We start from the raw sequence: 13163 nt of genomic DNA, 5'->3' as shown, positions 1-13163 counted from the left end.
GCTTGGGCCTTTAAGATAATCTCGACTAACCTCTTTATTTTTTTCCTTATTGAACTGATTATTTGAACGATTCAAACTATGCTGATCTTAGCAACAACTAAACTTAACATGATGTAATAAATCAACATAAATCTTGAATAACTTTTTTTAGTTTATTAAAACCATTTTAATGAAAAGTGACCTATTCGGTGAGCATAAAATTTTGAAAAGCTAAAACCCTTTGTTTACAAGGGTTTCCAAATATAGGTTCTAGTGTATACGAATGTGCCTACAGTCAGGCAACAATTCTACTACCATCGGTTCTCAGACTTCAGGAGCAGATGGAAATGTTGTTAGATTCAATATAGTTGGAGGCTATGAAACACAAATATCAGGAGTAGGAATATTCTATCCAGATGGTACCGAAACCCAAAGAAAAGGTGTTAAAATTGACATTAATGTAACTCCTACGCTTCAAGGAATAATAAATAAAAGATGAGATTCTTGAAAAAGCAATAGAATTTATTAATCAATAAAATTGTAAAATAATAATCTGTTAGTCTCGTAAAACGATGAGGAAGTGGTTTCTAGAACAAATTGAAAAATTGGGGCTTGAAAGTACTCCCCTAAAATCTAATGCTGAAATAAATGGAAGATTTCCAGAATATGTGGAATCAGAAAATATAGTCTTTCCTCATGAGCTAATAGAAGATGGAGAATGGAGAATTGTGGAATGGTTGTTCGAGAAAGGGCAGGTTGTTAAACCAGGTGATGCTGTTGTTGCATTAGAAAACAAGAGAAAAAGATTTGAGTATGAAACCTTTGTGGGCGGTAAATTGAATTGTTTTAAACAAGTAGGTCAAAAGTTGATGGTGGTACTGTTATGGCCGAAATCATTGGAGTTAGAAAAAACTAAAGTTCAAATAAATGATGCGGAAGATTAAATTGAAAACTGCAATTAAAGCTGATAAGGAAATAGTTTTTGATTTATCAAGAAGTATCGATTTGCATAAAATATCAACCGAACATACTAAGGAAAAGGCAATTGCAGGGAAAGTTTCTGGACTTATTGGTGATGGCGAAAGGGTGACTTGGAGAGCCCAACATTTTGGAATTTACCAAACACTAACATCTAAAATCATTGAATTTGAAAGACCAGATTACTTTGTAGATGAAATGGTGAAAGGAGCATTTAAAAGCTTTAGGCACCAGTATGACTTTAAAGACCTTGAATACGGTACATTGATGATTGACTATTTTGAATATAAATCTCCTCTTGGCATTTTAGGAAATCTTGCTGATAGTTTGTTTTTAAAAAAATACATGAAGACATTGCTTGAAAAACGCAATCAAACTATAAAGGAGTTTGCCGAATCAAAAATGTGGAAGCAAGTACTGGAAAAATAAAAATTCAAAAAACGATACAAATTTTCCGCTCTTATAATGTTCCCATCCAATGAGTTTTAAAAAAAAGGTGGCCCCTCAGGGGACCACCTTTTAACAAAAAAATCTAAAATTAACTAAAAATGGTTTTCTTGTCGATAACCTATTCAAACTCTAGGATAAATTGTTTGAATTCCGAAGAGTTGAACATTCCATTGCCATCATGGCCCACATTTGGAACTATAATCTCCCTATGATTATTTTCAGTAGGGTAAAATGTTTCCATATAGAGGTACATATTCTTCCCTCTTTTTAAGCGGTTGGAACCTATAAGTGTGGCCTGACAATCACTCGTGTTCAGTGTTCCCGTGGTCAGCGTATCGTTACCTCCCAAAAGGTAGATCGTGTTCCTAGCTACTTGTTGCTGTGTCAAAGTTGCTGCATCTATACCATCAAGATAGGGGGGCGCAAATTCATAACCATAGGGCCAGTAGTCATATCCTTCGCAGTCCATTGGTTCATAAAAGGTTCCGGTTTCCTCGTTATAACGTTGGCCATCGGGGTAATAAAAATATTGGTTGTTAGCCACGATATATTGGAAATCAACACCTGCTGCAGATTCTTGGACCTTATTGGCCAATGCGTAATGCTGGGTAAATGCCGCACCCGAAGAATGCCCTGCGATAAAAACGTTTTTAAGGTTGGGGAATCTTTGCTGATCGGTAAAGCGGTTCACTAGGCTGTCCAAAACGGCAAAGGAACTAAGCTCGATATTATTGTTATCCGCATTGGTACCTTCCCGCCATCTGGAATCGTTCCATACCAAACCGTTGGCTGGCGCAGAACTATTATCTTGAAAGTAAGGTGCGATGACCAATGTTGTCTCTTCTAAATCCATACTCTGCAACGAGCTGGTCATATATTCAAAATAATTGTCCGCATCCCTATTGGCCCCATGCACCACTACCACCACTTTATCGATAAAGTCCCAAACAAAATCGGAATCATCAATAAAATCATAATTGGAATACATATCAAAAGTAAGGGTCGCATCGGTGTTGTCCTTTAAATCCAGTTGTTGCATACAATCCGCAGTTGCCGATGAACATGGGGACTTAGCATTCAAGTCGTTAGCAACAGTAGTAAATGTATAGGACACAGTCTCAGCGAGCATTTTTCCTTCCGATCCAATTTTTCCACTATCCACATTAACCGTGTACATCGTATTTTCGGATAGCCCATCAAAGGTGGCGATAATTTTAGTGGACTGGTTCAGGTATTGCAGCGTAAACGGAACATCCTCGGTACCTGCGATGACATGCATCGACTTCTCAAGTGCATTGGGTGCCACTGCAGCGGAAAAGACTATTTCAAATGAACTTTCCAATGCAACATCTTGTTGATTTTCCATTAAAGGGGAATCGTTCAATTTGACCGAAATTACGCGTAATGTATCCATGGATACTCCATCGTCTTCGCTACAGCCCATTAAGGTCAGGATCATTAGCCCTAAAAGCAAGGTCCGCTTATTTTTTATTTTGAATTTTATTTTCATCTCAATGTCTTTAATGTTGATCACAATCTTTTCTTAATTACAGGCAGGATAAGTACAGGAAGATTCCTGAGTGGTTGTGGAACCAGCGGCACAATCCACGCCGCCCACGGTCCATGTACCACCTACTTTATAGGCCCAAGAACCGGAGTATTCCCATGGAGCACCAGTTCCATCCACATCGACATCCCCATAAGTCTCCACAACAACATCCCCATTGTACAGTTCAATGGCGTCATCCCCGTTCTGGTTCATAGACCCGGTCTCTATAATAAACTCAAACGAATCGGTACAACTACCAAAATATGTGGCAATGGTCGCTTGTTCTCGGGCAAGTAAGATATCGTCACCTTCCTCTACTGCAATCGCCGGTAGGGTGAATTCGATTCCATCGGTACCTCCACCATTGTTTGCCACACCAACACTATAAATGCTGAGATCTGGAATATCCTTGTTGGCTTTTAAGTGTACGGCCTTTCCTCCATTGGTCCCACTACCTTCCCATAATAGGGCCAACACGCCCTTGAGGGCCAATGCTTCGGAGCATATAGGATAGGGACAGCTTGAATCTGCGACCGTTGCGGAACCTATAGAACAGTCAACGCCACCAGTGGTCCAAAAACCATCAAACTTATAGGCCCAAGAACCTGAATATTCCCAAGGTTCACCGGTACCATCAACATTTACGTCTCCATACGTTTCGATAACCACATCACCTTGATACAGTTCAATGGCATCGTCCCCATTTTGATTGATGGCGGAATCCGCATCCAATACGTGTTCGAATTCAGTGGTGCATCCACCGAAGTAGGTTGTAAGCAATGCTGTTTCCCTAGCTACTAGGATATCGTCTCCGGCGGAAACGGAAATTGCTGGTAATGTAAACTCCTTACCATCGGTTCCTCCCCCATTATTTGCCGTTCCAAGCCCATACAGGCTCAAATCCGCTATGTCCTGGTTGGCGACAAGATGAACGGCCTTACCATCATTTGTTCCAGAACCGTCCCAGGTAAGTGCCATAACACCTTTTAGGGATAACGCTGGTAATTGTTCCAAAATGGCAATTTCAATACTTTCGGAACCATTTGTGGCATTCGTAACTTCATCCAGGGAGATTTCAATAATTTCATTTCCTTCATTTTCCCCGTCCAAGTTGGTGGTTATATCAAATGATACAGACAATTCACCTTGGGGAATAACAATATTTTCCACAGTTGAAATGCTATAATCCGAATCTTTGGTTGCCGATCCACCGAAAATCAGTGTAGCGGTTACATCACTATTGGCCACTTTGTTCAGTGAAGCCGTAACCGTTGCGGCTTGTCCATTTTCGTCCAATTCGGAAACATTACTGGCAAGCGTCAGAGTTGGAGGCACGAAAGCTGCGGTAGTAAAATTAATGGACAAGGGGTTGTCCAGTTCTTCCCCTTTAGTCCCATAAGTTCCTGCGGGCAGGGTCAATGTATAATTTGTTTCATAGTCCAATGCAACAGGCATTAGGCTTACCGTGGAATTGGTATTTGAAAATTCAATTTCATAATTCACACTTCCTGATCCAGAGGAAAGATCAAGGGCCGAAGACACGGCATCCATATCCAGACTGTGTGAAAATATTATCTCTACGGAAGTGTTCACAGGAACACCCTCCACTGGAGTATCAAAATCGGTTTCGGTGATATTGGTAGTGAGCACACGCAAGATAGTGTCATCCAAAATAACACCTTCGTCATCATCGTTGCAACCAATGAACAAAAGCACCAGAATAAAGCCGATTTGCAATATGGGGTTTTTATACGTTTTCATGTTTAGTAATTTTTAGTTTGTCATTTGCTAATCTTATCTGTAATAAAAGAGCTGAACTCCCTTGGATGGAAATCCCATACCAGGGGCAGCAAGTAATAGACCATGAGCGATAGAAAAACAATGGATACAATATTCATCCATATGCCACTCTTGGCCATATCGGATATTTTCAAATAGCCCGACCCAAAAACTACCGCGTTTGGAGGTGTCGCAACGGGAAGCATAAAGGCACAGGAAGCAGCCACCGTCGTAGCCACCATAAGTATGTAGGGGTTTATCTCCAATCCCACTGCGATAGGTGCCAAAATTGGGAGCAACATAGCCGTTGTGGCCAGATTCGAGGTCACTTCGGTTATAAAGTTTACCGAGGCGACGATTACGAAAATCAATGCAATCAAGGCCAATCCTTGTAAAAGGTTCATCTGGCTGCCCAACCATTCGGCCAGACCTGTAGTTTCAAAACCTGAAGCCAAGGCCATACCCCCTCCAAAAAGCAATATGATCCCCCATGGCAATTTGACTGCATCCTCCCAATGGATCAATGGTCCTTTTTTGTCATCACTTTTGATCGCAAACAATAAAATACCGGCACACATTGCTATGATGGTATCATCAATGGCGGGCATTATGGGTTGTAGAAGGAATGAACGGGTAATCCAAGCAAAGGCTGTTAACACAAAAATCCCTAGGATTATTTTCTCCTCTCGCTTTATCGGTCCCAATTTTTGGATCAACTGATTGATTTCCTGTCTTCCTCCCGGAAACTCTTTTTGTTTAAAGGTGAAAGCAAATTTTGTAAGGTATATCCAAGCGATGATCAAAAGTGGAACGGCGATGGGCAGTCCCCACTTGGCCCATTGCCAAAAGGTGATTTCAATCCCATATACCTCTTCCACGTATCCTGCGAAAACCAAGTTGGGCGGGGTCCCTATCAATGTGGCCACACCCCCGATAGATGCACTGTAGGCTATGCCGAGCATCAAGGCTTTACCAAATATTAAATTTTCATCTTCTCGGGTTGCTGGATTGTCCTTTAATTGGGCCACTATGGACATGGCGATGGGCAACATCATAACAGAGGTTGCAGTATTGGATATCCACATGGACAGAAAGGCAGTTGCCACCATAAAGCCCAATATGATTTTGGATACGTTGGCGCCTATCATCCGAATGACATGTAATGCTATACGCTTGTGAAGGTTCCATTTTTCGATAGCTATGGCCAACATAAATCCCCCCATGTAAAGGAAAATATACCGATGCCCATAAGATGCCGTAGTACTCGACAGATCTACCGCGCCAGTGAGCGGGAACAAAACAATGGGCAGCAAAGCCGTTACGCCAATAGGAATGGCCTCGGTAACCCACCAAATGGCCATCCATAATGTTATGCCCAACATATCGAAGGCACCATCCGGCATGTCGGCCGGCGGATCAAAAGCCTGTAAGGTCAGAAAAACCAAAGGACCCAACACCAAAAAGACATTTCTCTTGATTATTTCCATTTTTGGGTCTTGTAGGGTTCAAAATTCATTTCGTCGACCAGTTGCCTCAAAAATTTTCCCGTGGTGGGCAATACAAAGGACAGATATAGTTTTTCACCTTTTCTATCTTCCGTAATTAAACGATCGGGTACATCCATAATGGATTTACCCGAAAGTAATTTAGTGATGGTCAAGGCTATCAAATAGGTTCCGTCGGACGAAGGATGTTTATCATCAAAATAAAGATCAAGATCGGGTCTCAATGTCCTCGCTTTCATATACACTGGACCTACAGGAAGGACCTTTGCATTTAACTTAGTGGCAAGGTCCATATAACCTTTGGTAATGGTTTCCTGCATGAGTGGATTGGAGTGGTAGGCCCACGTCATGTAAAAAATGGGTTCAGCTCCCTTGGAACGTACAAAATCGGCAAATTTGGTGCCGTATTCCATAAAACGTTCCGGTGCCTCTATGGTACTTAGGCTATGATCTCCAAAAACCACATAGTCCCATTGGTTATCCTCCAAAAGTTTCCTGGTAATCGTACCCTTTTCACTTTTCCAATGCTGTTCCAGGTTACTGCCACCTACGGTAGATTGTCTAGCGTCAATGGTTACGCCCTGGGTTTCGGACATGGCTTCCACCAATTGGGGCATGTTCCAAAAATAGGTAAAGCTATTTCCAACAAATAATATCTTGACAGGGTCTTCATTTTTTTGTGCATTCAACGATATTGGTAGGCACAAAACAATGGCAACTACCCAAATACCGATAGACCGGATATATTGTTTATTTAACATAGGAAATGGAATTCTTATTGGTTTACTGGTGTTTCTTCAAAAAAATTGGGGATGGGACTAGGTACATTGGAATTCCTGTCTATTTCTGACTGCGGATACAAAAACCGCTGTGGCAGATCATTGCCCGCATTCGGAACAATGGGCACGCGCACCGTCGTTTCCCTTTCCGTTCTTCTAGTATCGTTAAAGGACTCCAACAGACCGAAAAAGGTCACATAACGTTCTTCCAAAATCTCTCGCAACAAAGCATTTTCAGTACTGATTCCATTGGTGTTTTCCATTCCACCACTCTCAAAATCTGCGGCAACATAGGGTTCATAGGTTACTTGTGACGGGTCGACATTTCTAAGGTACCCACCATTGTCCATGAAAGATCTATAATCGTTCAATCTGGACAGTCCTTCGTCAAATCCATTGCTACGAAGTCCGGCCTCAGCCAAGATGAGCAGGTTTTCCTCATATGTCACCAGAGGCGCCGGTGCATCTTGAGCGGCAAATCCAGTTGTGGTATTGGGCTGAATCCCAGTACTGTTTGTTGTAAAAAGGAAATTGTACCTACCGGTTTCATCAGTCTTTGCGTTTCCCCTATAGTTTGAAGGGATAGGGTTCGACGTCTCCGGATTTACCAGGCTCGCCATAAAATCAGAGACCACCACATCGGCTTGACGGACCTCCACGGCAAAAAACTGATAATTCAGGTTGGAGTTTTCCATGGCAGTTCCATGTGGGCCGTACATACTGTTCTCCAAGGAACTTATGCCATTTAAAGCAGCGTTCCAGGCGTCTTGGTAATTTTTGGTGTGCATGTAAAATCGTGCTTTCAATGTATAGGCGGTCTCTACCCATGCATTGGCATCACCGTCAAAATAAATATCGGAACCCGCACTGGGCCTTCCCGTGCCCTGGTTCAATAAAGAAATGGCCGTATCCAGCGTATTCTGAATTTTACCATATACGGACAGCTGGCCCTCAAAAGCGGGATCGGCAATCGCCACATTGCCAGCTTCATCAAATGGTATATCTCCATACAAGGCTGTTATGGAGCCCATGGAATGGGCTTGAAGTACCAAGGCAATACCTTGGGCTATAGGGCCAATTTCATCGTTCAGGGCTGTTTCTTCCGCAATAAGTGCATTTCGGAAGGCATTTACAAAGGCATCGTTCCAAAGTGCATCAAAATCACTTGTGGTCACCGAATATTGATAAAATCCTTCATGCTGCCTATCAATACCTTTATACTGTCCGGCAAAAATAGCAGCTCTTCGGGCAGATTCACCACTTTGAAATAATAAATTCCCTACTTCGGCCCCGGTTAAAACAGTACCATACCCACTCTTGGTAAGATTGTTCGGGTCATTGTTAAGGTCATCGACCAAATTACTGCAGGAAAACAGCAGCATACAAATTATTACGATTGATATATAGCGTTTCATTTTTACAGTTTTTTTGTTTAGAAGTTAAGGGTTAGGCTGAACAAATAGGATTTTGTACTTGGATTATTGAAATAATCAATTCCCCTAGCAGCACTTACCCCAGAAAGATTAGTATCCGGATCGTTACCTTCGAAAGGTGCCCATAGAAAAAGGTTTCTTCCCGTTACAGAGAATTCAGCGGACCGGATACCAATGGAATCATTCATCCAATCATTGTTCAATCTGTAGGATAGGCTCAACTCCCTCAGCCGTGTCCATGAACCATCCTCAATATAGAGTTCATCGTTACCGTTACTGAAAAATCCCCCATCTCCATTGTACCATGCTTCGGTAAGCGCCACTGGACCGGCCCCAAAATCCTGGACATTTCCCCTGAATGTATCCCCGATATTGATGATATTTCCGTCTGCGGTAAAATAATTTCTTGAAGCGGTCACTTCGTTGGCGGTATCGTACCATGTCCCCAAATCCCGCATTACAGATTTTGTACCGGCAAAAATATCAGCTCCCTGGTATGTTTCCAAGAGCGCGGTCAATCTAAAATTTTTGTACGAAATTGTGGTTGCCAAAGATCCCTGCCAATCCGGATTAGGATCACCTATCACACCTTCGACCTGATCTTGTTCGGGAAAACCATATTCGTCATAAACAATGGAGCCATCTTCATTGCGCAGTGTTCTAGACCCCCATAGGACACCCAAAGGTTCACCTTCCACAGCCCTTGAACTTACTGCCGAAAGTCCTCCCAGGTTTAAGGATTCGATGCCAGCGAGGTCGGTGACCTTGTTGCGAACCTGGGTAAAGGTCGCGTCAATAGACCAGGAAAAGTTATTCGAATCGATGATACGGTATCCTAGATCTAATTCATATCCCTTATTCTCAATTTCTGCTCCATTGGTGTATACAGAGGTATATCCCGTTGAATTGGCCTGGGGAAATTCCAAAAGGACATCCTCCGTGACATTAGAAAAATATGTGCCGCTCAGTGATAGTCTGTCGCTGAAAAACCGAAGGTCGGTACCCAATTCTATCTCTTTTTTTCGTTCAGGTTTTAAGTTGTTGTTCCCCCTGCTGGAACTGGGTACAAACGCTCCGTTGCCAAACAATCCTAGATTAAGTCCGCCTCCGTAGGAATCTCCAAAAGTCGGAGACACATAAACATTGGAAGTATTGAATCTTGCTGGCTGTACACCGACTTCCCCATATGAAGCCCTTAGCTTACCGAAAGAGAAGAAATCGTTTTCCCCAAAAAGGTCCAATTCGGAAAACTGCCAGGCTACCGAAGTTGACGGAAATACAAAGGCTTTGTTGTCCTGATCTCCAAATGTGGATGCGGATTCAGCTCTGACTGTAGCATTAATAAATAACATTTCATCTATTTCAAATGAGGCGGAGGAATATACTCCCGCCGTTCGCTCTTGCCCTTGGGAACTAGTGGTCACTATGTTTTCGGGTAAAATATTGTCCACATCGCGAATACCACTGTCCACATCCAAGAACTGGACAAAATTTGTACCTACATAACCGTTTACAGCCCTGGATTTATCATTATAGTTGAAACCCAACAAAAAATCGCCACTTACATTGTCCGTGAGGTCAAAGTTGGTCTTGGCTATATAGTCCATATTGAAGATGGTATTGGTGGCCAGTTCCTGACTAATATAACCTGAACGGAAAGCACCCGAGGCCGAACCAGGTGTAAAGAACTCGTTTCGTTTTTCACTATAGTGATCGAGCCCTACTCTTGCAATCAATGTAAGCCAAGTGCTTGGAGTGGCCGTAAGTTCTACGTTTGTAATAAAACGGTCCACCTTGGCCAAGTTCTCCTGTTCATTGATCGTCCAGAGTGGATTGTTATAGGTCGGTGTACCATCTGCCCCTAAAGGTTCCCGATAAGATCGGTGTCTGTTGGATACAGGGGTAGCATCGCTGTTCGCATAATAATCGCCCCGATATCCCGAGATATCAAAGCCCACTGGATTTCGTAATAGACCCAGATAAAGCCCTGAACTGTTCGCTCCCTTTTCAATCCTATTGGATTTAGTTCTGGAGTATGAGGAACTTATTCTTAGACTGATTGCGTCCGTGAAATTTTGGCGCGCATTGAAGCGTAAGGTAGTTCTTCGATAATCGGAATTATTGCGAATAATGCCCTGTTGATCCAAGTTACCGAGGCTAAAGAACATCGAACTCTTCTCATTACCCCCACTAACGCTTAGATTGTTTTCCAAGAAATGTCCATTGTTAAAAATCTTATCAAAATTTGAATCGTGAAAAGTTTCTCTGGAGTTCTTTGTCAATATGGGATAATATACATTGCCATTTTGGTCTATAAAAAATTCTCCAGAGGTATCCAGTTCATCCAATCCCCCCGATCTCTCGGACAACTTATCACCCCAAGAATCCCTGGCCCTTTGATTGTAGACACCATTGTCGCCTTGTCCAAATTTCCGTTGCAGTGGGTATCGTCTATTGATTTCGTCGTACGAGTAGGTACTCTTTAAACTCACGGATAATCTACTATTGAATTTACCGCTCTTTGTAGTGATATTGATAACACCACCAAGGGCCTGTGTGCCCCACAGTGCCGCCGCAGATGCACCCTTGAGAACCGTAATGCTCTCGATATCGTTCGGGTTGATATCGTTTAATCTGGATTGTTGGTTTACACCCCCACTATCGCTGTTTCCCCTTACATCGTTACTGATGGGCACACCATCCACGATAATAAGAGGTTGACTATTCCGGGTTATCGAGGAAACCCCTCGAATCTGTATATACGAGCCCGCTCCGGGATCACTTGAGTTCCTGGATATTCTCACTCCTGATGATTTACCCGATAAACTATTGAGCACACTGGTCTCACCGGACTCGGCCACTTTGTCGCCGGATACCGTTGAACTGGCATATCCCAAATCATCCTTCTGTTCTTTGAAACCTAGGGAAGTGACAACGACCTCATCCAATGCTTCCGCACTTTCCTCCATGGTTATATTAAAGGTCGTATTATTTTCAACCGTTCTTGTTACCTGGGTAAAACCAATATAGCTGAACAATAGTTGCGAAGTTTCATCCCTTACTGTAATGGAATAATTTCCGTCAAAATCCGACGTGGTTCCGTTTGTGGTTTCCTTTTCAATAATGGATACACCGACAAGGGGTCGACCATTCTCATCCGTTATGGTTCCAGTGATATTTTTTTGGGAAACTACGATTTGAAAGGAAAGGACCGCAAGTAGCAAAAATGCATGCTTTAGTCTGAATTTCATTTTAAATGTTTTAAGTTTGATTAGTTTAGAGTAAAAACTACCAAAAAGACAAAAGTTGTTGTTTTGATATTATTGTGCTCATGTGATTGACAATTATATAAATATTCATAGTTTAAATTGTCACTTTAATAATTTTTATCGATTTTTATCGATTTTTAACCTATATGCATGCATAAAGAAGAAGAGATAAATAAAATTCATGAGGAATTTATCTCAAAACTTGAACGTCATTACGGCAAATACGACCCGAGTTCAAATAAATTCGAGTCCACCAGCAATTCAAAAATTGCACGGGACTTATTCTATAGTGATTCACAATTTTCCAGATTGATAAATAATACCGCATCTGCGGGAGAACTGACCAGGGCCTTACGAAATGTGCAGCGCCTATTGGATGTAAACGAGCTTCGTGGCAAAGTGAACAAGTTGGATGATGGATCAAAGCACCCGTCCCAAGGAAATAAAAAATATCTTTTTGTTATTGGAGCCCTTTTTTTGGGACTGATAGTATCCACCACATACTTCCTCTCCAAAACGGAACCCCTGGAAAACAATGGGAATCAAACATCCGAACAGACCCGTTATGAAATGTTACGATGGGGATTTGAGAACAACTACGTAAAACCTTACGTCCGGCTGAGGGAACTACCCCGAGACTGTTACTATCCCTGTTATAAATATCAAGGTAAATGGCGGCTCCGGAACGAATATAAAATTCCTTTTTTTAGAGAACGTAACGGATTCCACTACGTTGCCAAGGAAGTGGTCATGTATGCTAGGTGTATGGATGAACGGGATGACCAGGGGGAATCCTTTGAAGGTTACGAGTACCAAAAACATGAAATTTGGTACGATAAAAGGGAAGTTCCCATAGATTCGTTTTTGACAAAGGATGAAAATCCAAAATTGAGCGTTTCCTATATGAACTCAAATTTTGAGAACGACCCTAACTATGTCAAAATCGCTTATGTACACACATTTTTCAAAACGGAATTCAACATAGATGGAGAACAGATCCAACGTTCTGGAAAGGCAATAGGACGCGATATTGAATTTGTTCCCCAAGAAGTTTTGGAAAAGGAGGCCTTATCCACAGAACTGCTCAGCGAATTAAAGAGCGAAACAAATTCCATAGCTAAAAACTTACTGGAAGACTTCTCCAAACCCATTACCTGTAACCCTACCTTGGCCCCTAACAAGGACTTTAATCAGATCAAGGAAGGAGATATACTCAGCTTCAATTGTCAATTCAGTACAGGTAGGTTCTTGGTAGACTACAATAAATCCTACATTTTTACCGATCAGTATATCCGTACGTTTTGTAGATAGAAGGTTTTAAAAAGCATACCGTTGTGGTCCGCCCCTTCGGATCTCCTCGCTGGCGTACGACTCAAACTTTTTAAAATTTTCCCTGAAAGCATTGGTAAGCTTAAAGGCGGTTTTGTAATAGGCATCGTCGT

9 protein-coding genes are annotated in these 13163 nt (G+C 42.1%); 3 read left to right on the top strand and 6 right to left on the bottom strand.

What is annotated here, in order from left to right:
• Positions 1-551: 551 nt before the first annotated feature.
• Positions 552-923: a hypothetical protein gene (locus J0654_RS17625; protein WP_207030434.1), complete on the top strand. Its 372-nt coding sequence runs from the start codon at positions 552-554 to the stop codon at positions 921-923.
• Positions 910-1386, top strand: coding sequence for an SRPBCC family protein (locus J0654_RS17620; RefSeq protein ID WP_207030539.1), 477 nt, complete (start codon positions 910-912; stop codon positions 1384-1386). Before J0654_RS17625 ends, J0654_RS17620 begins: the two co-directional genes overlap by 14 nt.
• A gap of 139 nt (positions 1387-1525) precedes the next feature.
• Here J0654_RS17620 and J0654_RS17615 read toward each other — a convergent pair whose 3' ends face one another.
• Genes J0654_RS17615 through J0654_RS17590 form a run of 6 tightly spaced genes read right to left on the bottom strand, consistent with a single transcriptional unit; the run spans position 1526 to position 11703 of the window.
• On the bottom strand, positions 1526-2917 hold the full coding sequence (locus tag J0654_RS17615) for an Ig-like domain-containing domain (protein WP_207030433.1): 1392 nt from the start codon (positions 2915-2917) through the stop codon (positions 1526-1528).
• Positions 2918-2950: 33 nt separating this feature from the next.
• On the bottom strand, positions 2951-4717 hold the full coding sequence (locus J0654_RS17610) for an Ig-like domain-containing domain (RefSeq protein WP_207030432.1): 1767 nt from the start codon (positions 4715-4717) through the stop codon (positions 2951-2953).
• 20 nt (positions 4718-4737) lie between these two features.
• Positions 4738-6222, bottom strand: coding sequence for an SLC13 family permease (locus J0654_RS17605; protein WP_207030431.1), 1485 nt, complete (start codon positions 6220-6222; stop codon positions 4738-4740).
• Positions 6213-7001 (bottom strand): SGNH/GDSL hydrolase family protein, encoded by a 789-nt coding sequence (locus tag J0654_RS17600; protein WP_207030430.1) that lies wholly within the window; start codon positions 6999-7001, stop codon positions 6213-6215. Before J0654_RS17600 ends, J0654_RS17605 begins: the two co-directional genes overlap by 10 nt.
• A gap of 14 nt (positions 7002-7015) precedes the next feature.
• Complete coding sequence (locus J0654_RS17595) at positions 7016-8434, bottom strand: SusD/RagB family nutrient-binding outer membrane lipoprotein (protein ID WP_207030429.1); 1419 nt, start codon at positions 8432-8434, stop codon at positions 7016-7018.
• A 17-nt stretch (positions 8435-8451) separates the two neighbouring features.
• Positions 8452-11703, bottom strand: a complete 3252-nt coding sequence (locus tag J0654_RS17590) for a SusC/RagA family TonB-linked outer membrane protein (RefSeq protein WP_207030428.1) — start codon at positions 11701-11703, stop codon at positions 8452-8454.
• Between the two features lie 168 nt (positions 11704-11871).
• Here J0654_RS17590 and J0654_RS17585 point away from each other — a divergent pair, with 168 nt between their 5' ends.
• Positions 11872-13032, top strand: a complete 1161-nt coding sequence (locus tag J0654_RS17585; protein WP_207030427.1) for a hypothetical protein — start codon at positions 11872-11874, stop codon at positions 13030-13032.
• Positions 13033-13163: the final 131 nt, after the last annotated feature.

It is taken from the genome of Flagellimonas profundi (assembly GCF_017313275.1).
Classification (GTDB): Bacteria; Bacteroidota; Bacteroidia; order Flavobacteriales; family Flavobacteriaceae; genus Flagellimonas; species Flagellimonas profundi.
Note: the sequence above shows the minus strand (reverse complement) of the source record. Positions and strands in the feature narration are given on the sequence as shown.

Bases quoted from the DNA above. Each gene is read 5' to 3' on its own strand.
- J0654_RS17625 (WP_207030434.1), top strand. From the start codon at position 552: ATGAGGAAGTGGTTTCTAGAACAAATTGAAAAATTGGGGCTTGAAAGT.
- J0654_RS17620 (WP_207030539.1), top strand. From the start codon at position 910: ATGCGGAAGATTAAATTGAAAACTGCAATTAAAGCTGATAAGGAAATA.
- J0654_RS17615 (WP_207030433.1), bottom strand. From the start codon at position 2,917: ATGAAAATAAAATTCAAAATAAAAAATAAGCGGACCTTGCTTTTAGGG.
- J0654_RS17610 (WP_207030432.1), bottom strand. From the start codon at position 4,717: ATGAAAACGTATAAAAACCCCATATTGCAAATCGGCTTTATTCTGGTG.
- J0654_RS17605 (WP_207030431.1), bottom strand. From the start codon at position 6,222: ATGGAAATAATCAAGAGAAATGTCTTTTTGGTGTTGGGTCCTTTGGTT.
- J0654_RS17600 (WP_207030430.1), bottom strand. From the start codon at position 7,001: ATGTTAAATAAACAATATATCCGGTCTATCGGTATTTGGGTAGTTGCC.
- J0654_RS17595 (WP_207030429.1), bottom strand. From the start codon at position 8,434: ATGAAACGCTATATATCAATCGTAATAATTTGTATGCTGCTGTTTTCC.
- J0654_RS17590 (WP_207030428.1), bottom strand. From the start codon at position 11,703: ATGAAATTCAGACTAAAGCATGCATTTTTGCTACTTGCGGTCCTTTCC.
- J0654_RS17585 (WP_207030427.1), top strand. From the start codon at position 11,872: ATGCATAAAGAAGAAGAGATAAATAAAATTCATGAGGAATTTATCTCA.